Raw genomic sequence first — 20,832 nt, forward strand, 5'->3', positions numbered from 1 at the left:
GCGAAAGCTCATCATCCTCGCAAACGCACTACTCAGGGACAATCGGACCTGGACACCATCTCTCCCTTGACCAACACGGATACTCTAACCCGTTCGCATCGCCGCAAGATGCCGCGAAAATTCCGGCGTCTCCATCAGTGCCTTGCAGCGCGCAAACCGGCCGTCGGCATAGGCGCGAAAGTCGTCGGCCGGATTTTTGTTGGCAAGCTGGATCAGTCCCCACAGCGTCCACAGCAGGTCGCACATCGCCTTGTAGATGACGATGCGGGCGCGCTCCGCCGGTCTCGGCTCGCCGCCGAAATAGGCCAGCGTCATCTCCTCGTCCTGCGCGGCGTCGAATTGCCCTTCCACGCTGAGGTCGCCGAGATCCCAGAGCGGATCGTTCATGCCGGAATATTCCCAGTCGACGATCCACATCCTGTCGCCCGTATCGAGAAAGTTTTCGCAGAGCGGGTCGCAGTGGCAGGCGACGATCGGCAGAGGTTGAGCCGCAAGTGCTGAGCGCACTGCCTCCGCCTCGCGGACCACATCGTGGTAGCCGGCAGGCAGGGCGACGTCCTTGGTTGACAGCACTTTCAGATAATCGTCGATCATCGCAAACAGCTCGAAGCGGAAGGGGAACACCGCGCCGGATGTGTGCAGTTTGCGAAAGGCCTTGCCGGCGCGTGCCGGGCTGCCCGGCCGAGTCTTGAACTTTTCCGGTGACATCGTCTCGGCACCGGCAACGAAGCGGGTCACCAACACGCCGGTCTCGGCATCGACATGCAGCACTTCGGGACTGACGCCGGCCTTCGCCGCTTCCCGCGCCGCCACCGCCTCGTTGGCGCGGTTGATGTATTCCTCGGTACCCTTGCCGGGGATACGCAGGCAGAAATCTCCCGCATTGAAGACGAGATTGGTGAGGCCGCCAAGCCGTTCCAGCGGCCCCTCGTAGCCGGCCAGCACCGGAATGGCCGCAAGTGCGGCGCGCGCCCGGTCGTCCGCCATGGATTTCGCTCCTTTCCCCGTGTTATTGGGACGATGACGGTTCCACAGTTTTCGCCGTTTGGCTATGATCGCGTTGCGGATCGATACCAGGCGACGGAAAGCGATGACGGACAGCAATCAGCAGAGCGCACTCGCCGCAGCCTATGCGGCGAAGCGGCCGGAAGACGTCGCGGCGCTCTACGACAGTTGGGCAGGCACCTATGACGCCGACATGTCGGCGGCTGGCTATCGCCATCCCACCATCTGCCTTGCCTTGCTGGCCCGCCATCTGGCGCGCGGCGCCGCTCCTCTGCTCGATGCCGGCGCCGGCACCGGGCTCATCGGCGAATGGCTTGCCATTACCGGTTATCCGCAGGTCGAGGCGCTCGACATCTCGGAAGGCATGCTGGCGCAAGCCGCGCGCAAGGGCGTCTATTCAGCGCTGCACTGCCTGGCGCTTGGCGGACCGCTGCCCTTCGTGGACGACGCCTATGCCGGGATCATCTCAGCCGGGGTCTTCACGTCCGGCCATGTCGGGGCCGAGGGTCTGGACGAGCTGATCCGCATCTGCCGGCCGGGCGGGGTGATCGTGCTGACAGTGAAGAACACGCTGTGGGATGCCGGGTTTGCCGCGCGGATCGCCGAGCTCGAGGCGCAAGGCACCGTCACGCGCGCCGAAGAGACGCCGCCCTATGTTTCGATGCCAGGCGAGGCCGATACCGTGCCGAGCCGGGGGCTGGTGCTCATCGTGAACTGAGGCTGAAACCGGAAGGCTCTACGCCTTCACCTTTGCTCCTGCCGGATCGTAAAGCGGCTCGAGGTGTATCTTAGCCGGCGTCCGTTCCATTGCCACCACCAGCTCGTAGTTGCCGGAAGTGAGGAAATCATCGTTGACGCCATCGGCATTGCGCACATAGCCGTAGCCGATGTTCTTGCCGATGGTGTAGCCATAGCCGCCGCTGGTGAGATAGCCGACGGCGTCGCCGTTGCGCAGGATGGTCTCGCGCCCGAGCAGGACGACACGGGGATCGTCGACCGTGAAGCCGGCAAAACGTTTCCCGAGCGCCGCGCCGTCGAGCTTTTCCAGAGCCCGCCGGCCGAGGAAATCGGTGTTCTTCCTGAGCTTCACCGCCCAGCCGAGGCCGGCCTCCTGCGGCGTGTCGTTGGGCGTGATGTCGGCGCCCCAGGCGCGGTAGCCTTTTTCCAGCCGCAGCGATTCCAGCGCCCGGTAGCCGACCGGCCGAATGTCGAATATTTCGCCCGCCGCCATCAGCGCATCGAAGACCTCGCCGGTCGCCGCGATCGGCACATGCAGTTCCCAGCCGAGTTCGCCGACATAGGTGACGCGCAGTGCCCGGATGGCGTGACCGGCAATGGCGATCTCGCGAACATGGCCGAATGGAAAGGCGGCATTCGAGACGTCGGCATCGGTCACCGCTGACAGCACGTCACGGGCGCGCGGCCCCATCAGCGACAATGTGCCGAAATCCTCCGTGACGTCGGTCAGCATCACGTCGAACTCCCTGCCGATATGATCGGCAATCCAGGAGAAATCATGCGTGCGGAAACCGGTGCCGGTGACCACGTAGAATTTTTCCTCACCGAGCCTCGCCACGGTCAAATCGGCCTCGATGCCGCCCCGCGTATTGAGGAGCTGCGTGTAGGTCAGCCGGCCGACCGGCTTGGCGACGTCGTTGGCGCAGATCCAGTCCAGCGCCTTCAGCGCGTCGGCTCCGGTCATTTCGTATTTGGCGAAAGACGACTGGTCGAAAATACCGATCTTTTCGCGCACGTGGCGGTGCTCGTCGCCAACCGCCGGGAACCAGTTCTGCCGGCCCATCGAATAGACGTCCTTCGGCTCGATGCCTTCCGGCGCGAACCAGTTCGGCCGCTCCCAGCCAAGTTTCGAGCCGAACACGGCGCGATGTTTTTGCAGCCGCTCGTACAAAGGCGAGACGATGCGCGGCCGGCCGCTGACATATTCCTCATGCGGGAAGCCGATCGTGTAGTGCTTGCCATAGGCTTCCAGCGTGCGGTCGCGGACCCATTGCCGGTCGCGGTGGAGATCGGAGAAGCGGCGGATGTCGACCACCCACAGATCGAGCGGCGCCTCGCCGTCAACCACCCATTGCGCCAGCACCCAGCCGGCGCCGCCGCCGGACGCGATGCCGAAGGCGTTGAAGCCGGCGCCGACGAACATGTTGGCGCATTCGGGTGCGACGCCGAGGATGAAATTACCGTCAGGCGTGAAGCTCTCCGGCCCGTTGATCATTTGCTTGACGCCGGCAGTTTCCAGTGCCGGGATCCGCGCGATCGCCTGGTTCATGTGCTGCTCGAAATGATCGTAGTCGTCATCGAACAGCCGGAACTCCCAGTCATCGGGCACGTCGCCGCCGGGCAGGCCGGTCGTCCAGGCCTGCGGATTGGGCTCATAGCCGCCCATCACCAGCCCGCCGACCTCCTCCTTGAAATAGGTGCGGCGGTCCGGGTCGCGAATTGTCGGCGCGTCGGTCGCCAAGCCGACGATCCTCTCGGTGATGATGTACTGGTGCTTCACCGGCTGCAGCGGCACGTTGATGCCGGCCAGCGCACCCACCTGCCGCGCCCATTGCCCGGCGCAGTTCACCACCTTGTCGCAGGCGATATCGCCCCTGTTCGTCCTAACCTTGACGATCCGGCCGTTGGTCATTTCAAAGCCGGTGACCCGCACCTCCTCGAACAATTTTGCGCCATGCATGCGCGCGCCCTTGGCCAGCGACTGGGTGATGTCGGAAGGGCTTGCCTGACCGTCGGTCGGCAGCCAGGACGCGCCGACGAGGTCGCCGGTTTCCAGCAGCGGCCACATTTCCTTGACCTCGGCCGGCGACAGCAGATGCATGTCCATGCCGAAGCTCTTGGCCGTGGTTGCCAGCCGCTTATACTCGGTCCAGCGGTCGGCATTGGTGGCGAGGCGCAGGCAGCCAGTCATCTTCCAGCCGGTGGCGAGGCCGGTTTCGGCTTCCAGCCCCTTGTAGAGATCGACCGAATATTTGAGCACGCGCGTGATCGAGGCTGACGAGCGCAACTGGCCGACCAGCCCGGCGGCGTGCCAGGTCGAGCCCGAGGTCAGCTTGCCTTGTTCCAAAAGCACGACATCGGCCTTGTGGTCGCGCGCCAGATGATAGGCCGTCGAACAGCCGATGATGCCACCGCCGATGACGACGATCGCGGCCTGGGCGGGCAAGGTCATGTCCGCGTCCCGTATTTTGTCCTGTAGTTTTCCAGGGCGGCTTCGAGCCGCGCCAGGTTTTCGTCGGCGTAGGCGGCGTAGTCGACACCGGGCGCGTCGAGGTAAAGCTCGGAAACCATGCCCCACATCGCCTCACGCAGCAGCGACGCGCATTGCATGGCGGCGTGCGAGCGCCGTATCGCCGGGTCCGGCTCCTTCATGAAATAGGCGGTCAGGAAGGCGAAGGACTCCTCGTCGCTCATGCCTGCATTCGACGCCGCGCCGGCAAGGTCGAACATCGCGGTGTTGAAGCCTGCATATTCGAAATCGATGAGCCACAGCCTGTGACCGTCGTCGATTATGTTAGCCGGCAAGAGGTCATTATGGCCGAAGACGATCGGCAGCAGCTTTTGCGCGCGCTCGAGCTCGTCCGCCAGCGTCAGCAGGCGCGGCAGTTCGCCCAGTTTGCGGCTGCGGCCTTCCTCCAGCGTGCGCGCATAGTCGCGAATGACATGGAATACCCAGAACATGAAGCCGGCGCCGGAGACATGACCGGGCATCTCCCGGTGGAAACCGCGCAGCAACGCGGCAACGCGGCCGAGATCGGCGCGCACGTCCTGCGCGACATAGGCCTTGGCGCCGAGATACTCCGTCACCATGACGCCGGGTCCAGTGTAATGGACGGCCGGAGCGAAGCCTGCCGCGTGCGCTGCCCGCGCCGTCATCATCTCGCGCTCGCGAAAGACATGGTGGAACGGATAGTCCTGGCCGAGCCGCACGACGTGCCGCCCGGCCGCGTCCTTGACCAGATAATTGGCATTGCTCAGCCCGCCCGGCAGCGGCGCGATGTCGATGCTGCCCGTCCAGCAAGGCAGCGCACGGATGCGGTCTTCGACAGTCACGATCTCGTCCAACATTGGGTCAATCTTCCACGCATGTCACGGCTGGCCAGCGATGACAATCGGACGGAGGAATGGAGGCAACGCGAAGATCTCGTCGGTGCAGATCTCGGGATCGGTATCCCGCACCGCACCGACGAGCCCCTTTGTGCCGGGTTCTTCGACGCCGGCATCCGCCCCCGCGGATCCTGAATTTCGGTACCCTTGCACCCGACGATCTCCCGGGCGTTCGGGCAAGCGATTCTTCGTGCGGCTCAGCCGTCGTCCTCCGTTCCGAGCCTGTCACAGCGATAATGTCGCGCCACGCTGGAGGCGTTGTCAACGCGATTTGTGGTATTTTCTGGTTTTTTGCCCGAATTTTGCTAAAATTCCTTGGAGTTAGTGGCATTTATGCCGTAGAAGCGGTCAGTGGTGCAACAATCCGACCGGATGGAACCGATGGTCCACTCGAAGCGGCATGGCGAAATCCTGCGCCTCCTCAAGGAGGAAGGCACCGTGACCATTGCGAGCCTGGCCGACCGGCTGGGCGTCTCGCTGGAGACAGTACGCCGCGACGTCAAGCCACTGACCAGCGACGGTTCCATCCTCAAGATGCACGGCGCCGTCGGCCTGCCGTCGATTGCCGGCGAAGCGCCGTTCGAGCGGCGCATGCGCGAGAACGCCGATGCCAAGCGGGCAATAGCGCGCATGGTCGCCGCGACCATCCGCGACGGCGAATCGATCATGCTCGACACCGGCACCACCACCTCTTTCCTGGCCCGGGAACTGCTCGGCCACCGGCGGCTGACAGTCGTCACCAACTCCTCCGACATCGCCCGCACATTGGCCACCGTCAACGGCAATAAGGTCTACATGGCCGGCGGCGAGCTGCGCAGCGATTCCGGTGCTGCCTTCGGCGTCTCGGCCATCGAATTCGTCAGCCGCTTTTCCGTCAGCCATGCAGTGATATCGACCGGTGCGGTCGATGCCGTCACCGGCGTCATGGACTATGATCTGGAAGAGGCCGAATTCGCCCGCATGGTGCTGTCGCGCGGCCAGCGTTCGCTTGTCGTCACCGACCACAGCAAATTCGGCCGCCAGGGCCTTGTTCAGGTCTGCGGCTTCGGCGGCTTTTCCGAACTCGCGACCGACCGTCCGCCGCCGCACGACATCGCCGCCGCCCTTGCCCAGGCCGGCGCACGGCTCAGCATTGCCGATGGCGGAAGCGAGGGCTGATCTCTATCGTGAGCTCTATCGGGAGATCTGCGCCAGCACCCACTTCCCAGCGCCGCCTCTGCCGTGTTTAGTCCGGCCATGGCTTTCACCATCCGCCAATTGCAGTTCTTCATTGCCGTCGCCGAGCAGGGCACAGTGTCGGGCGCCGCCCAGAACCTGTCGATCTCGCAATCCTCGGTCACCGAGGCGATAAAGGAGCTGGAGCACGATCTCGGCGTCGAGCTGTTCGAGCGCCACCCGCGCGGCTTGAACATCACCCACAAAGGCCACCAGTTCCTGCGCCATGCGAGAAAGATCCTGGCCGACGTTTCCGATGCGCGCCGCGCCTTCTTCGGCGAACAGGCCGCGGCAAGCGGGCGGCTGCAACTTGGCGTCACCTCGCTGGTCGCCGGCTATGTGCTTTCCGATCTTCTTGCCCGCTACCGCCGCGCCTATCCGGGTGTCGAGGTCTCGGCGATCGAGGACAATGGCGACTATCTCGAGCACCTGTTAATTGGCGGCAAGCTCGACATTGCCGTTATGGTCACCTCGAACCTGCGCGACCGCACGGCACTGCAGTCCGAAATCCTCGAAGTCTCGGCCTACCGGCTGTGGCTGCCGCTCGGCCATCCGTTGGCCGGTGCCGACATCATCGGCATCGGCGACATCGCCTCGGAACCGCTGATCATGCTGACCGTCGACGAGATCGAGGAGAATACCGGAAAGCTGCTGACGGCGATCGGCGCCAAACCGCATGTCGCCTTCCGCACCCGTTCGGTCGAAGCGGTGCGCAGCCTCGTCGCCACCGGCGCCGGCGTGGCGCTGCTGCCCGACCTCGTGTACCGGCCATGGTCGCTGGAAGGCGACCGCATTGAATCGCGCGATATTTCGGGATCGTTGCCGGTCGTCCAGGTCGGCATGGTGTGGCGGCGCGGCTCCGGCCTGCCGCAGGCGGCGCGCGACTTCATCGGACTTGCCCAGTCGCAGCGCATGGTGCGCCAACGGCCCGAGAAGATCGGCCGCTGATGTATCGGAAAAATCGATATCGGCTTTCTGATAAATGAATTTGCGAAACCGGAAATTTCGCAGCACTTTTCAGCCAGGGAACAAAGCTGCCGGAGCATGGCCTTAGAGCCGCGCATCCAAGATTTTTTACGGGCGCATGACCTTTTCCGAGAACCGAAACCGGTTTTCCGGGGTCCATGCAAAAATGGGAGATCGACGATGAATTCATTGCTGAAATCATGCACTGCCTTGACGGTCGCGCTGAGCTTCTCCGGCCAGGCCATCGCCCAGGTCAAGGAGCTCGGCAAAGGCGAAGGCGAGGTCAATATCGTCGCCTGGCCGGGCTATATCGAGCGCGGCGAAACCGACAAGGGCTATGATTGGGTCACGTCCTTCGAGAAGGAAACCGGCTGCAAGGTCAACGTCAAGACCGCTAACACCTCCGACGAGATGGTCTCGCTGATGAACGAGGGCGGTTTCGACCTGGTCACCGCCTCGGGCGATGCCTCGCTGCGTCTGGTCGCCGGCAAGCGCGTCCAGCCGATCAACACCGACCTCATCCCGAGCTGGAAGACGGTCGACGACCGGCTGAAGGATGCGCCCTGGTTCAGCGTCGGCGGAGTCCATTACGGCGTTCCCTATCAGTGGGGGCCGAACGTGCTGATGTACAACACCGCAGTGTTCAAGGAGGCGCCGAAGAGCTGGAACGTGGTCTTCGAGGAAATGAAGCTTCCCGACGGCAAGTCGAACAAGGGCCGCGTCCAGGCCTATGACGGGCCGATCCACATCGCCGACGCCGCCAATTACCTGATGGCTCACAAGCCGGAGCTCGGCATCAAGGATCCGTACGAATTGACCGAGGATCAGTACAAGGCGGCGCTCGACCTGCTGCGGGTCCAGCGTACGCTGGTCGGACGCTATTGGCACGACGCCGCCATCCAGGTCGACGATTTCCAGAACGAAGGCGTCGTCGCCTCCGGTTCTTGGCCCTACCAGGTCAACACGCTGATCGCGGCCAAGAAGCCGGTCGCCTCGACTATCCCCGAGGAGGGCGTCACCGGCTGGGCCGATACCACGATGATGGAGGCCGATGCTGCCCACCCGAACTGCGCCTACATGTGGATGGAGCATTCGCTGTCGCCAAAAGTGCAGGGCGACGTCTCCGCCTGGTTCGGCTCGCTGCCGGTGGTGCCCGCCGCCTGCAAGGGCAACGAACTGCTCGGCGAAGAAGGCTGCAAGACCAACGGGTACGACAATTTCGACAAGATCAAGTTCTGGAAGACGCCGGTCTCGAAATGCGCCACCCAGAACGACCAGTGCGTGCCCTATTACCGCTGGGTGTCGGACTATATCGGCGTCATCGGCGGGCGGTGAGTTCGCCTCACCTACGAAGCTCGGCGCTGCCCCTCACCCTTACCCTCTCCCCGTGAAGAACGGGGGGTCGCCAGCGTTGGAGCGCCTCCCTTCTCCCCGTCCACTATACGAGGAGAAGGTGCCGGCAGGCGGATGAGAGGCAGCGCTACCGCCTGAAATTTGATGAGCCTGACAGATCAGGACAGCCCCATGACCTCCGCCGTTTCCTTCCAAAACGTCTCTCGCCATTTCGGCAGCGTGCGTGCCGTCGACGCGGTCGATCTCGACATCGTGCCGGGCGAGTTCTTCGCCATGCTCGGGCCTTCCGGCTCGGGCAAGACGACGTGCCTGCGCCTCATCGCCGGTTTCGAGCAGCCGACGGCGGGCTCGATCTCGATCTTCGGCGAACGCGCCGAGGGCGTGCCGCCCTATCGCCGCAACGTCAACACCGTGTTCCAGGATTATGCGCTGTTCCCGCATCTCAACGTGCTCGACAACGTCGCCTATGGGCTGATGGTCAAGGGCGTCGGCAGACCGGAGCGGCAAAAGGCGGCGGAAGAAGCGCTGGCGCTGGTGCGGCTTCCCGGCTACGGCGCCCGTCGCCCTGGCCAGCTTTCCGGCGGCCAGCGCCAGCGCGTCGCGCTCGCCCGTGCGCTGGTCAACCAGCCCAAGGTGCTGTTGCTCGACGAGCCGCTCGGCGCCCTCGACCTCAAGCTTCGCGAAAACATGCAGGAGGAGTTGAAATCGCTGCAGAAGGCGCTCGGCATCACCTTCGTGTTCGTCACCCACGACCAGGGCGAAGCGCTGTCGATGGCCGACCGCGTGGCCGTCTTCAATGACGGCAAGATCATGCAGATCGGCACGCCGGAAGACATCTACCAGCGCCCCAAGACCCGCTTCGTCGCCGATTTCGTCGGCTCGTCCAACGTGCTGCCGCCGGATTTCGTCCAGCGCTATGCCGGCCAGCATTGCTGGGGCAGCCTGCGGCCCGAATCCATCCGTATTGGCCGGGCCAACGGCGAAGGGGTTGCCGCCCGCCTGGTCTCGACCAACTATCTCGGCGCCACGACAAGACTGGCGCTCGATGCAGAGGGCTTGCGGCTGCATGCCATCGTGCCGGCGGGTGCTGCCTTGCCCCGGGAAGGCGAGGCGGTGGTGCTCACCTTCAACCGCGAGCATTTGCATCTGATGGACGATCTCGGATGAGCCTGGACGCTGCCATGCCGCGGGCCACGGCTCCCGCCATCCTGCCGGGCAGCGGCGGGGTACGTGGCGCGCTCTCCGACCTCTTCTGGCGCCGACCGCAATTCCTGCTTCTGTTCATGCTGCTGCCGCCGGTTCTGTGGCTCGGCATCGTCTATATCGGCTCGCTCTTCGCACTGCTTTTGCAGAGCTTCTTTTCGATCGACGAGTTCTCCGGCCTGATCAACCGGCAGTTCACGCTGAAGACCTATGGCGACCTGCTGCAGGCCGCCAATCTCGACATTATCCTGCGCACGGTGACGATGGCGGCGCTGGTGACGCTGGCGGCGGCGGTCATCGCCTTTCCCATCGCCTATTACGCGGCGCGCTATGCGCGCGGCCGTTGGAAGGCGCTGTTTTATCTCGGCGTCATGCTGCCACTGTGGTCGAGCTACCTTGTCAAGATCTATGCCTGGAAGCTGATCCTCGCCAAGGAAGGCATCCTGACGTGGCTACTGGCCAAATTGCATCTTCTCTGGCTGCTTGATGCCTGGCTATCGCTGGCGATCGTCGGCGGCAACTCATTGTCGGTCTCCTCAACCGGCACCTTCATCGTCTTCGTCTATGTCTGGCTGCCATTCATGATCCTGCCGGTGCAGGCCGCACTCGAGCGCGTGCCGGGCAATTTGGTCGAGGCTTCGTCCGATCTCGGCGCCTCGCCCGGCCAGACCTTCGGCAACGTGCTGTTCCCGCTGGCGCTGCCCGGCATCGTTGCCGGCTCGATCTTCACCTTCTCGCTGACGCTCGGCGACTACATCATTCCTCAGATCATCGGCACCTCGCGGCTGTTCATCGGCCAGGCCGTCTATTCGCAGCAGGGCACCGCCGGCAACATCCCGCTCGCCGCCGCCTTTACCGTGGTTCCCATCGTCATCATGGGCTTCTATCTCTGGGGCGCCAAGCGCATGGGGGCTTTCGATGCGCTCTGACCGTGGCCCATCCGCGCCGATCGGCCTGAAGCTCGCTGCCACCGGCGGCCTGCTCTTTCTGCACCTGCCGATCCTGCTGATCTTCGTCTATGCCTTCACCACCGAGGAGAAGAGCTTCGTCTGGCCGCCGCCGGGCCTGACCACGCAATGGTTCGCCGTCACCTGGAACCGCCCCGACGTCTGGCAGGCGCTGTCATTGTCTGTGCGGGTCGCGGCGATCTCGACTGCCATCGCTCTGATCCTCGGCACGCTGTGCGCAGCCGCCGTGTCCCGCACAAAATTCTTCGGCCGCGAAACCATCTCGCTGCTGGTCATCCTGCCGATCGCGCTGCCCGGCATCATCACCGGCATCGCGCTGCGCTCGGCCTTCGCGCTGGCCGAAATCCCGTTCTCGTTCTGGACGATCGTGCTCGGCCACGCCACCTTCTGCGTGGTCGTCGTCTACAACAATGCGGTCGCCCGTTTCCGCCGCACGTCCGGCTCGATGATCGAGGCGTCGATGGACCTCGGCGCCGATGGTTTCCAGACCTTTCGGCATGTCGTGCTGCCCAACATCGCAACCGCGCTGCTGGCCGGCGGCATGCTTGCCTTTGCGCTGTCCTTCGACGAAGTCATCGTCACCACCTTCACCGCCGGCCAGCAGCAGACGGTGCCGATCTGGATGCTCGAAGAATTGATCCGTCCGCGCCAGCGTCCGGTCACCAATGTCGTGGCCATGGTCGTGGTGCTGGTGACGCTGCTTCCCATCCTCGCTGCCTATTACCTGACCCGCGACGGCGACCAGATCGCCGGTTCGGGCAAATGATCTCGTTCATAAGGGAGAGACTTCCATGGACACGCAGATGCTGATCGGCTCGAAATTCGAAAAAGGCACCGAGACCGAGGAGCCGATCCTCAACCCGAAGACCGGGGCGACCATCCTCAATCTGCCTGAGGCCAGCCCAGCGCAGATCGAGGCGACCGTGCTTGCTGCCGAAAAAGCCTTCGTCACCTGGTCCCGCACAACACCGGCGCAGCGCGCCGGCTATCTCCTGAAGATCGCCGATCGCATCGAGGCTGCTGCACAGGATTTCGCGGCGCTCGAGGCGCTGAACTGTGGCAAGCCGATCAATGCCGTGCTCAATGACGAGATCCCGGCGATCGTCGACTGCTACCGTTTCTTTGCCGGCGCGGTCCGCTCGATGCCCGGCCAGGTCGCCGGCGAATACATTCCCGGCCACACCTCGATGGTCCGCCGCGACGCCATCGGCGTTGTCGCGTCGATCGCGCCGTGGAACTATCCGCTGATGATGATGGCCTGGAAGCTGGCGCCGGCGATTGCCGGCGGCAACACCGTCGTCTTCAAGCCGTCGGAACAGACGCCGCTGACCGCGCTGAAGCTGGCGAAAATCCTTGCCGAGATCCTGCCGGAAGGCGTCGTCAACGTCGTGCTCGGTCGCGGCGACAGCGTCGGCAACACGCTGATCAACCACCCGAAGGTCAACATGATCTCGATCACCGGCGACGTCGCCACCGGCAAGAAGGTGCTGCAGGCTGCCGCCAAATCGGTCAAGCGCACGCATCTCGAGCTCGGCGGCAAGGCGCCGGTCATCGTCTTCGACGACGCCGATCTCGGCGCGGTGGTCAACGGCCTGCGCGCCTTCGGCTATTACAATGCCGGCCAGGACTGCACCGCCGCCTGCCGCATCTACGCCGGCAAGAAGATCTACGACAAGCTCGTCGCCGACCTCTCCGCTGCCGTCTCGACCATCAAGTATGATCGTCCTGACGATACCGAAAACGAGATCGGCCCGCTGATCTCGCGTCGCCAGCGCGACCGCGTCTCGAGCTTCGTCGAGCGCGCCTCTGAGCTCAAGCACATCGAGATCACCACGGGCGGCAAGCCGGGCGAGGGCTCCGGCTTCTTCTACCAGCCGACCGTCGTCGCCGGCGCGCTGCAGGAGGACGAGATCGTGCGCCGCGAAGTGTTCGGTCCGGTGGTCTCGGTCACCCGCTTTTCCGAAGTCGACGAAGCGGTGAACTGGGCCAATGACTCTGACTACGGCCTGGCGTCGTCGGTATGGACCAAGGATGTTTCGCGCGCCATGGCGACGGCGGCCCGGCTGCAATATGGCTGCACCTGGATCAATACCCATTTCATGCTGACCAACGAGATGCCGCATGGCGGGTTGAAACAATCCGGCTACGGCAAGGACATGTCGCTCTACGCGCTGGAGGACTATACCGCCGTCCGCCACGTCATGGTCGCTCACGGGTAGCGCCCGCGGGGAGACGCCTATTCTTCCGCCTCCTCCGCCTCGCCTGCGGCCGGCTCCACCAGCAGCACAGCGGCGCCTAGGAGCGCGGCGATGAAGGAGCCGGCGAGGATGCCGACCTTGACCGCGTCCTGCAGGGCGGCGTCGCTGGCGAAGGCGAGCAGGCCGATGAACAGGCTCATGGTGAAACCGATGCCACAGAGCAGCGAAATGCCGACCATGTGCAGCCAGCCGGCATTGACCGGCAGATCGGCGAAGCCAAGCCGGATGGCAAGCGCGGAAGACCCGAACACGCCGACCAGCTTGCCCAAGACGAGGCCGGCGGCGACGCCGAGCGTCAGCGGCTCGGCCAGGGCGGCAGCGCTGAGACCGGCGAGCGAGACGCCGGCGTTGGCAAAGCCGAAAATCGGGATGACGAAAAAGGCGACGACTTTGTGCAGGCCGTGTTCGAGCCGGTGCAGCGGCGAATGGTCGAGATCATGGCCGCTGCCCGGCGATATCTTCAGCGGTATGGTGAGGGCCAGCGCGACGCCGGCGAGCGTCGCATGGACGCCCGATTTGAGCACCAAAACCCACAGAACGATGCCGAGCAAGATGTACGGCAGCAGCGTCAGCACCCGCATGCGGTTGAGCACCACCAGCAGCGCGATCACGGCGAAGGCGGCGCCGAGATAGGCGAGCGAGAGGCCGCTGGTATAGAACACCGCGATGATGAGCACCGCGCCGAGATCGTCGATGATGGCGAGCGCGGTGAGGAATATCTTCAGCGAGCCCGGGACGCGGCTGCCAAGCAGCGACAGCACGCCGAGCGCAAAGGCGATATCGGTGGCGGTTGGGATCGCCCAGCCGGACAGAGCGGCTGGATTGTTACGGTTGATGGCGACGTAGACCAGTGCCGGCGCTGCCATGCCGCCAGCGGCGGCGATGCCGGGCAGCACGCGGCGCGGCCAGGTCGACAGCTGGCCGTCAAGCATTTCGCGCTTGATCTCGAGGCCGACCAGCAGGAAGAACACCGCCATCAGGCCGTCATTGATCCAGTGCGAGACGCTGAGCGGTCCGAGATAGGCATGGAGGGCGAAGAAATAAGCCTCGCCCAGCGGCGAATTGGCGACGATCAGGGCCAAGGCCGCCGCAGCCATCAGGATGAGGCCGCCGGCCGCCTCGCTGTCGAGGAATTCGCGCAGCATGGAGACCAGCCGCTTTTCGTCCTGCATGTCGCCTCCGTCGTATCAGCGGCAAGGTCCGACACCGCCAAGCGATGATGCGCAAACAGCGCTCCGGGCAAGCCTGTAATGAAAGCCCTTTAGCGCGGCGCGCGCTTGGCGAGGATGCGTTGCAGCGTGCGGCGATGCATGTTCAGGCGGCGTGCGGTTTCCGAGACGTTGCGGTCGCACATTTCGTAGACGCGCTGGATGTGTTCCCAGCGCACGCGATCGGCCGACATTGGATTTTCTGGCGGCGCTGCGCGTTCGCCCGCGGTGCGGGTCAGGGCGGCAAAAATATCGTCGGCATCGGCCGGCTTCGACAGATAGTCGATGGCGCCGAGCTTTACCGCCGTCACCGCAGTAGCGATGTTGCCGTAGCCGGTGAGGATGATGGCGCGGGCATCGTCGCGCTTCTCGCGAATCGCGGCGACGACGTCGAGGCCGTTGCCGTCGGCCAGCCGCATGTCGACCACCGCATAGGCCGGCGGATTGGCGCGCGCTTTGGCAACCGCCTCCTCGACGCTCTCCGCCGTCTCGACCACGAAACCCCTGGTTTCCATGGCGCGGGCAAGCCGCGTCAGGAACGGCTTGTCGTCGTCCACGATCAGCAGCGAGGTATCCTCGCCTTCGACCATTGCGCCAATCGTTTCGTCAGTACTCATCGTGCTGAAAATCCTGCTGCCTGATTTTTACGCAAATATAGTTTCGCAACGCTATTGTCCAATTTAAGCCGTGTCGAACATGGTGGCCGAAGCCTGCTCGGGATTGAGGAAGACGCTGCGCGGCCACGATATCTGCACGATAGCGCCCTCGCCGGGCTCGCTTGAATTGCGGAAATCGAGCGTCGCGCCGGAGCGTTCGAGCAAGGTCTTGGCGATGAATAGGCCGAGGCCGAGGCCGCCGCCGGCTTCGGTGCCTTGTCGCGTCGACATATAGGGTTCGCCGATGCGGTCGATGATCTCCGGTGGAAAGCCCGGCCCGTCGTCGATGATCGAGAAGCTGACGGCGGCCTCATTCCAGTTCCAGCGCACTGTCACGCTGTTGCGGGCGAAGTCGACCGCGTTCTCGACCAGATTGCCGAGGCCGTAAATGACGCCGGGATTGCGCCGGCCCACCGGTTCCGGGCCGATGCGCTCGCCCGGCCGAAGCTTGATCGAAATGCCGAAATCGCGGTGCGGCGCCGTCACCTCCTCGACCAGCGAGGTCAGCGGCAGGCGCGAGAGGTGCACCTCGCTCTCGGAGGACAGGCTGGTCAGGCGCTTCAGGATTTCGCGGCAGCGCTCGCTCTGCGAACGCAGCAGCTTCACGTCCTCGCCGTATTTCGGATCTTCGCCAAGCGCCTTCTCCATTTCCTTGGCGACAAGTGTGATGGTGGCGAGCGGTGTGCCGAGTTCGTGCGCGGCGGCCGCGGCGAGGCCGTCGAGGGCAGAGAGATGCTGCTCTCGCTGCAACACCAATTCCGTGGCGGCAAGCGCGTTGGCAAGCAGCCGCGCCTCCTCGGCCACCCGGAAGGCATAGATCGCGGTAAAGGCGATGGAGCAGAACACCGCCATCCACATGCCTGCGACATAGATGAACGGCATCGCCAAAGGCGCGCCCTCATGCCATGGCAGCGGCAGGTGGTAAAAGACCAGCAGCGTCGCCGCCACGATCACCAGTGCGCCGAGCATGGCGGTCAGCCGCAGCGGCAGCGACGTCGCCGAGACGACGACGGGCACGGTCATCAGCAGCGAAAACGGATTGGTGAGTCCGCCGGTCATGTAGAGCAGGCCGGCAAGCTGCAGGCTGTCGAAGGTCAGGATGGCGAAGGCCGAGAACGGGGTAAGCCGATGCGCCGCCGGATAGCGGAAGGTCAGCAAAAGGTTCATCCAGGCCGAACAGGCGATCAGCGCAAAACACATGCTGACCGGCAGCGGAAATTTCAGCCCGTAAGCGACGACAAGCACGGTCAGGCTCTGGCCGACGATGGCTAGCCAGCGCAACCTGATCAGCGTGTTGAGGCGCAGCCGCTGGCTTTGCTGGAAGTCGGGTGCGTGCAGGATGTTTATCATGGCCAGTGATTATAGAGGGGAAACAGCCGGAGGTCTTTTCCGAAAAACCGCCGAAGCCGGCCCTCGGTTCGGGATGACAATCTGGAAGCATCAGGTACCGCGCGGCTTGGCCCGGCTGGTGGCGGCGGCGAGAAGCGGGTTCTCCGGCCAGACATGCCTGGGATAGCGGCCGCGCATCTCTGCCCGCACATCGGCCCAGGAGCCGCGCCAGAAGCCGGGTAGGTCGCGCGTCGTCTGGATCGGCCGGTGAGCCGGCGACAGCAATTCGAGCGTCAGCGGCACAGTGCCGTTGGCGATCGCCGGATGCCGGTCGAAGCCGAACAGTTCCTGCACGCGGATCGCCAGCACCGGCCATTCGCCGTCATAGCGGATCGGCAGCCGGCTGCCCGACGGCGCGTCGAAATGGGTCGGCGCCAATGTGTCGATCTTGCGCTGCAATTCGTGCGGCACCAGCGTCATCAGGCCTTGCGAAAGCACGCTGGGATCGATTGCCGCAAAGGATGCCGCGCCGGAAAGGAACGGCAGCAGCCAGTCGTCGAGGCGCTCGACGAGCGCGGCATCGGAGACATCGGGCCATGGCGCGCCGAGGCCGCGATGCAGCCAGCCGAGCCGCTGCCGCAACGTCTCCGCCTCCCTGTTCCACGGCAACAGGGGCAGGCCGTGTTCGCGCAAGGCGTCGAGGATGGCGCGATCCGCGTCGGCACCGGTCGGCGCCGGCAGCATGCGTTCGGACAGCGTGATGGCGCCGAGGCGAACCGTTTCGCGCACCCGCACCGCGAGCCTGTCGCGGTCGAAGCTCACCTCGCGGCGGGTCTCGATCTTTTCCGCCAGCGCAGTGCGGATGTCGGCCTCATCGATGGCTGCCGCTGCGGTGATGCGGGCGTTCTGCGCCTTGCCCTGCAGGTCGGCGACGACGAGCCAGGTCTCGCCGGCCAGCGGATCGGAGGCGTCGAGCATGGCGCCCGAGCCGTTGGCAAGCACGAAGCGGCCACGCTCGCCGCGCGCTTTGGCGACCCGATCCGGCCAGGCATGGATGAGGAGAGCGCCGGCCGTGCTGCCCTCCCCCTTGAGGGGATCGGAAGGACGGGCGAGACCCGTGGCTCGCCCCGGCGCGTCGATCCGCGTAGCGGATCGGGGTGGGGTCGGTTCGGGCACGCCATCGACGACCCCGCCCCGTCTCCCTCGTCTCGCTGCGCTCGGCTCGCTCGCCGACCCTCCCCTCGAGGGGGAGGGTGAAGCCTGCTTTGCCAGCCTCTCAGCCAGCTGCCGGGCGGCGGTGGCGCGCGGCGATCTTTCGGCGCGAAAGCGCAGCAGCCGCCGTTCGAGATCGGCACCATCGCCGCCAAGGCCACGCTCGGTCAATAATACGGCGAGCATCGCCGCCTCGAGCGCCTCTCCGGTCATTGCCGCCTCGGCGACCATGTGGGCGAGCCGCACCGGTAGCGCCAGCCTGCGCATCGCGGCACCGGCATCCGTCAGGCGTCCTGCCGCATCGACAGCATCGAGCGCACGTAGCAGTACCCTCGCCTCGGTGAGCGCCGGAGCCGGCGGGGGGTCGAGGAAGGACAGGCTGGTCGGATCGGCGACGCCGAACGCCGCGCTATCGAGCAACAGGCCGGAAAGATCGGCCTCGAGGATTTCCGGCGGCGTGAAGGCCGGCAGGGCCGCCGTCTGCTCGGCCCGCCACAACCGGATGGCGACGCCCGGCTGCGTGCGCCCGGCGCGGCCGGCGCGCTGGTCGGCGGAAGCGCGGGAAGCACGTACCGTCTCCAGCCGCGTCAGGCCGCTCGCCGGCTCATAGCGCGGCAGCCGCGACAGGCCGGAATCGATGACGACGCGCACCCCGTCGATGGTGATGGAGGTTTCGGCGATCGACGTCGCCAGCACGACCTTGCGGCGGCCGAGCGGCGCCGGCTTGATCGCCGCGTCCTGCGCCTTGTTGTCGAGCATACCATAGAGCGGCACGATGTCGGTATCGGCGCCGACCTTGCCCGCCAGCCGCTCGGCGGTGCGCTCGATCTCGCGCTGGCCGGGCAGGAAAGCGAGCACGCTGCCCTCCTCCCCGGCAAGCGCCGAGCGGATCGCCTTGGCCATGGCGTCCTCGATGGTGACGCCGGCCGGCCGCTCGTCATAGCGGATGTCGACCGGGAAGGCGCGGCCTGCGCTCTCGATCACCGGCGCGCCGGACAGCAATTTTGCGACACGCGCGCCGTCGAGCGTTGCCGACATCACCAGCAATCTGAGTTCGGGCCTCAGCGCACCCTGCACGTCGAGCGCCAGCGCCAGCCCGAAATCGCCGTCGAGCGAGCGTTCGTGGAACTCGTCGAATAGCACCGCCGCGACACCAGGCAGTTCCGGGTCGTCGAGGATCATGCGGGACAGCACGCCTTCGGTGACGACGAGAATCCTGGTCTTTGCGGAACTGCGGTTTTCCATGCGCATGGCATAGCCGACGGTTTCGCCGGGGTCTTGGCCGAGCAATTCGGCCATGCGGCGGGCGGCAGCGCGGGCGGCGAGGCGGCGCGGCTCGAGCAGGATGATCTTTCCGGCGCCGAGCCATTCAGCGTCGAGCAGCGCCAGTGGAACCAGCGTCGTCTTGCCGGCACCGGGCGGCGCCACCAGCACGGCGCTGTTACCATGGCTCAGCGTTTCATTGAGCGCCGGCAAGACAACGGAGACCGGCAGGTCCGGCAAGGGTTTTGTCGTCATTGTGCTATGCTGCGCAGCCAGTTGGCAGCGACCGCATATCAGCGGTGGCGGTCGCGACGCAACCTCGGCGCCGACTCAAAGCCTGGTCCGCGAAAACGGGTTCCAGCGCACCGTGCCGAGCCGCACCTCCTCGCGCACCATCGTCAGCAGGCCGGAACCGCCGACCACGGCCAAGCCGACCAGCGACAGAAAATCCGGATATTCCCTGAAGAACAGCGCACCTAGAACCACCGCCCAGACGATTTGCGAGTAATGCGTCGGCGCGATGCGGTTGGCCGGCGCGTATTTGACCGCCAGCAGATGCAGCAGCTGGCCGCCGGCGGTAAAGGCGCCGGCCAGCACCAGCCAGGCCCATTGCCTGCCATCCGGCAGCGAGAACGAGGTGGCCGCCGCACCGACGCCGTTGAAGAGCAGGCCGTAGCCGATCAGCACGCCGAGCATCGTTGTGCGCTTTTCCTGCGCGGCGAGCGAACGCATCAGGATGACATTGGTGGCGGCCAGGAAGGCGATGATGAACGCCGCCAGATGGCCAAGCTGCAACTCGCGAAAACCAGGCCTGACGACCAGCATGACCCCGGCAAAGCCGGCGACGACCGCCAGCCACCGCCATGGGCCGACCTTTTCCTTGAGGACCAGCGTGGCCAGGATAGTGACGAACAGCGGCGCCAGAAAGATGAGCGCATAGACTTCCGCCAGCGGGATGGTGGTGAAGGCATAGACGCTGAGCACGCCCGAGGCGATGCCGGCCCAGGCCCGGGCCTGTACCGCCCAGGGCCGGTTGGTGCGCCAGAAATCGAGCCAGCGCTCGCCTGCCGGCCTGGCAAAGAGCAGAAAGCAGCCGGCAAACAATGTCGAGAAGAAGCCGATCTCGAAGACGTTGAACTGCCCGCCCAGGCTTTTGACAACCGCGTCGCTGCACGAATAGCTTGCATAGGCGATGAGCGCGAGCAGAATTCCGTTGGGCACGTTTTTCCATTTCCGGGAGAGATGAGAGTGAAGATATTGGCGCTTGGCGCGCATCCGGACGACATCGAGATCTTCATGTTCGGTACGATGGCCGCCTATGCCGCGCAAGGCGCAGAACTCTTTTTTGCCATAGCCACGGATGGCGCCAGGGGCGGCTATGGCGATCCGGCCGCACTTGCCCGCAGGCGCCGCAAGGAGGCGACGGCGGCGGCCGGCCTGCTTGGCGTGACGCCGCGCTTCCTCGACTTTCCCGATGGCGGGCTGGTCGCGGATGCCGCGCTGATCGGGGCGCTCAAAGCACTGATCGGCGAGATAGGGCCGGATCTGGTGATAACGCATGCGCCGAACGACTATCATGGCGACCACCGCGCGCTGTCGGATGGCGTGCGCATCGCAGCGTCATTCTCGGTGCCGGTGCTACATGCCGACACGTTCGGCGGCACCGGGTTTTCGCCAACGCACTACGTCGATACCTCCAGGCATTTCGATCTCAAGGCGGAGGCGATCCGGGCGCACCAGTCGCAGGATCCCGAGCGTTTCGTCGACGCGGCGCGCACGCAGAACGCCTTTCGCGCCGGCCAGTGCAACGGCCCAGCCGGATCGTTCGCCGAGGCCTTCCGCTTCGAGCCAGTCTTCCCCTTCGCCGATATCCGCGCGCTGCTGCCGCCGGCCCCAGTGATCCGTCCGGTGGCCGTCAGCAACAAGACGGTGACCTAGGCAGGTCGCCGCAACTTCGCACGTTGCTTTCCTATCCAGCATGCTGCAATGCAGCAACGAATTCGCTTGCCTTGTTTAGTAAAAATTGCATCACTAAACAAATTACTAAACATCCGGTGCGCCGCCGCGTCGT

General features: G+C 64.9%; 17 protein-coding genes. 9 read left to right on the forward strand and 8 right to left on the reverse strand.

From position 1 onward, the window contains the following. Positions 1 to 84 precede the first annotated feature (84 nt). A complete protein-coding gene (locus NKJ23_RS17360; RefSeq protein WP_352681344.1) occupies positions 85 to 987 on the reverse strand; it encodes a phosphotransferase in 903 nt (300 codons plus the stop codon). Positions 988 to 1,090: 103 nt separating this feature from the next. Here NKJ23_RS17360 and NKJ23_RS17365 point away from each other — a divergent pair, with 103 nt between their 5' ends. Further along, positions 1,091 to 1,723, forward strand: coding sequence for a class I SAM-dependent DNA methyltransferase (locus tag NKJ23_RS17365; protein WP_352454671.1), 633 nt, complete (start codon positions 1,091 to 1,093; stop codon positions 1,721 to 1,723). 18 nt (positions 1,724 to 1,741) lie between these two features. On the opposite strand, the gene NKJ23_RS17370 is transcribed toward NKJ23_RS17365, so the two are convergent. Both NKJ23_RS17370 and NKJ23_RS17375 read right to left on the reverse strand, forming a co-directional pair. After that, a complete protein-coding gene (locus tag NKJ23_RS17370) occupies positions 1,742 to 4,195 on the reverse strand; it encodes a GcvT family protein (RefSeq protein ID WP_352681346.1) in 2,454 nt (817 codons plus the stop codon). Next, on the reverse strand, positions 4,192 to 5,076 hold the full coding sequence (locus tag NKJ23_RS17375; RefSeq protein WP_023676353.1) for a phosphotransferase family protein: 885 nt from the start codon (positions 5,074 to 5,076) through the stop codon (positions 4,192 to 4,194). The genes NKJ23_RS17370 and NKJ23_RS17375 overlap by 4 nt, the downstream gene beginning before the upstream one ends. Before the next feature lie 435 nt (positions 5,077 to 5,511). Here NKJ23_RS17375 and NKJ23_RS17380 point away from each other — a divergent pair, with 435 nt between their 5' ends. The 7 genes from NKJ23_RS17380 to NKJ23_RS17410 all read left to right on the forward strand — a co-directional run bounded on the left by NKJ23_RS17380 (position 5,512) and on the right by NKJ23_RS17410 (position 13,054). Further along, positions 5,512 to 6,288: a DeoR/GlpR family DNA-binding transcription regulator gene (locus NKJ23_RS17380; RefSeq protein ID WP_352448483.1), complete on the forward strand. Its 777-nt coding sequence runs from the start codon at positions 5,512 to 5,514 to the stop codon at positions 6,286 to 6,288. A gap of 78 nt (positions 6,289 to 6,366) precedes the next feature. Next, positions 6,367 to 7,293 (forward strand): LysR family transcriptional regulator, encoded by a 927-nt coding sequence (locus NKJ23_RS17385; RefSeq protein ID WP_023676350.1) that lies wholly within the window; start codon positions 6,367 to 6,369, stop codon positions 7,291 to 7,293. A 198-nt stretch (positions 7,294 to 7,491) separates the two neighbouring features. After that, positions 7,492 to 8,646, forward strand: a complete 1,155-nt coding sequence (locus NKJ23_RS17390; RefSeq protein ID WP_352681349.1) for an ABC transporter substrate-binding protein — start codon at positions 7,492 to 7,494, stop codon at positions 8,644 to 8,646. 189 nt (positions 8,647 to 8,835) lie between these two features. Then, complete coding sequence (locus NKJ23_RS17395) at positions 8,836 to 9,831, forward strand: ABC transporter ATP-binding protein (protein WP_352681351.1); 996 nt, start codon at positions 8,836 to 8,838, stop codon at positions 9,829 to 9,831. 14 nt (positions 9,832 to 9,845) lie between these two features. Continuing rightward, a complete protein-coding gene (locus NKJ23_RS17400; RefSeq protein WP_352681501.1) occupies positions 9,846 to 10,796 on the forward strand; it encodes an ABC transporter permease in 951 nt (316 codons plus the stop codon). Beyond that, positions 10,786 to 11,601, forward strand: a complete 816-nt coding sequence (locus NKJ23_RS17405) for an ABC transporter permease (protein ID WP_023676345.1) — start codon at positions 10,786 to 10,788, stop codon at positions 11,599 to 11,601. Before NKJ23_RS17400 ends, NKJ23_RS17405 begins: the two co-directional genes overlap by 11 nt. Before the next feature lie 25 nt (positions 11,602 to 11,626). Next, positions 11,627 to 13,054, forward strand: a complete 1,428-nt coding sequence (locus NKJ23_RS17410; RefSeq protein WP_352681354.1) for a gamma-aminobutyraldehyde dehydrogenase — start codon at positions 11,627 to 11,629, stop codon at positions 13,052 to 13,054. 17 nt (positions 13,055 to 13,071) lie between these two features. On the opposite strand, the gene nhaA is transcribed toward NKJ23_RS17410, so the two are convergent. The 5 genes from nhaA to NKJ23_RS17435 all read right to left on the reverse strand — a co-directional run bounded on the left by nhaA (position 13,072) and on the right by NKJ23_RS17435 (position 19,982). Continuing rightward, positions 13,072 to 14,265, reverse strand: a complete 1,194-nt coding sequence (gene nhaA, locus NKJ23_RS17415; RefSeq protein ID WP_352681356.1) for a Na+/H+ antiporter NhaA — start codon at positions 14,263 to 14,265, stop codon at positions 13,072 to 13,074. Between the two features lie 89 nt (positions 14,266 to 14,354). Next, positions 14,355 to 14,918 carry an ActR/PrrA/RegA family redox response regulator transcription factor gene (locus tag NKJ23_RS17420; RefSeq protein WP_023676342.1) on the reverse strand — a complete coding sequence of 188 codons (564 nt, stop codon included), beginning with the start codon at positions 14,916 to 14,918 and terminating at the stop codon, positions 14,355 to 14,357. Between the two features lie 63 nt (positions 14,919 to 14,981). Next, complete coding sequence (locus NKJ23_RS17425) at positions 14,982 to 16,307, reverse strand: ActS/PrrB/RegB family redox-sensitive histidine kinase (protein ID WP_352448476.1); 1,326 nt, start codon at positions 16,305 to 16,307, stop codon at positions 14,982 to 14,984. A 90-nt stretch (positions 16,308 to 16,397) separates the two neighbouring features. Next, a complete protein-coding gene (hrpB, locus tag NKJ23_RS17430; RefSeq protein WP_352681358.1) occupies positions 16,398 to 19,016 on the reverse strand; it encodes an ATP-dependent helicase HrpB in 2,619 nt (872 codons plus the stop codon). A gap of 75 nt (positions 19,017 to 19,091) precedes the next feature. Continuing rightward, a complete protein-coding gene (locus NKJ23_RS17435; RefSeq protein WP_352681360.1) occupies positions 19,092 to 19,982 on the reverse strand; it encodes a DMT family transporter in 891 nt (296 codons plus the stop codon). A gap of 27 nt (positions 19,983 to 20,009) precedes the next feature. Between NKJ23_RS17435 and NKJ23_RS17440 the strand changes: the two genes are divergently transcribed. After that, a complete protein-coding gene (locus NKJ23_RS17440; RefSeq protein WP_352681362.1) occupies positions 20,010 to 20,699 on the forward strand; it encodes a PIG-L deacetylase family protein in 690 nt (229 codons plus the stop codon). The last annotated feature ends 133 nt before the right edge of the window (positions 20,700 to 20,832 follow it).

Origin of the sequence: Mesorhizobium sp. M0184 (genome assembly GCF_040322215.1) — a bacterium.
GTDB lineage: Bacteria > Pseudomonadota > Alphaproteobacteria > Rhizobiales > Rhizobiaceae > Mesorhizobium.

Bases quoted from the DNA above. Each gene is read 5' to 3' on its own strand.
- NKJ23_RS17360 (WP_352681344.1), bottom strand. From the start codon at position 987: ATGGCGGACGACCGGGCGCGCGCCGCACTTGCGGCCATTCCGGTGCTG.
- NKJ23_RS17365 (WP_352454671.1), top strand. From the start codon at position 1,091: ATGACGGACAGCAATCAGCAGAGCGCACTCGCCGCAGCCTATGCGGCG.
- NKJ23_RS17370 (WP_352681346.1), bottom strand. From the start codon at position 4,195: ATGACCTTGCCCGCCCAGGCCGCGATCGTCGTCATCGGCGGTGGCATC.
- NKJ23_RS17380 (WP_352448483.1), top strand. From the start codon at position 5,512: ATGGTCCACTCGAAGCGGCATGGCGAAATCCTGCGCCTCCTCAAGGAG.
- NKJ23_RS17385 (WP_023676350.1), top strand. From the start codon at position 6,367: ATGGCTTTCACCATCCGCCAATTGCAGTTCTTCATTGCCGTCGCCGAG.
- NKJ23_RS17390 (WP_352681349.1), top strand. From the start codon at position 7,492: ATGAATTCATTGCTGAAATCATGCACTGCCTTGACGGTCGCGCTGAGC.
- NKJ23_RS17395 (WP_352681351.1), top strand. From the start codon at position 8,836: ATGACCTCCGCCGTTTCCTTCCAAAACGTCTCTCGCCATTTCGGCAGC.
- NKJ23_RS17400 (WP_352681501.1), top strand. From the start codon at position 9,846: ATGCCGCGGGCCACGGCTCCCGCCATCCTGCCGGGCAGCGGCGGGGTA.
- NKJ23_RS17405 (WP_023676345.1), top strand. From the start codon at position 10,786: ATGCGCTCTGACCGTGGCCCATCCGCGCCGATCGGCCTGAAGCTCGCT.
- NKJ23_RS17410 (WP_352681354.1), top strand. From the start codon at position 11,627: ATGGACACGCAGATGCTGATCGGCTCGAAATTCGAAAAAGGCACCGAG.
- nhaA (WP_352681356.1), bottom strand. From the start codon at position 14,265: ATGCAGGACGAAAAGCGGCTGGTCTCCATGCTGCGCGAATTCCTCGAC.
- NKJ23_RS17420 (WP_023676342.1), bottom strand. From the start codon at position 14,918: ATGAGTACTGACGAAACGATTGGCGCAATGGTCGAAGGCGAGGATACC.
- NKJ23_RS17425 (WP_352448476.1), bottom strand. From the start codon at position 16,307: ATGATAAACATCCTGCACGCACCCGACTTCCAGCAAAGCCAGCGGCTG.
- hrpB (WP_352681358.1), bottom strand. From the start codon at position 19,016: ATGACGACAAAACCCTTGCCGGACCTGCCGGTCTCCGTTGTCTTGCCG.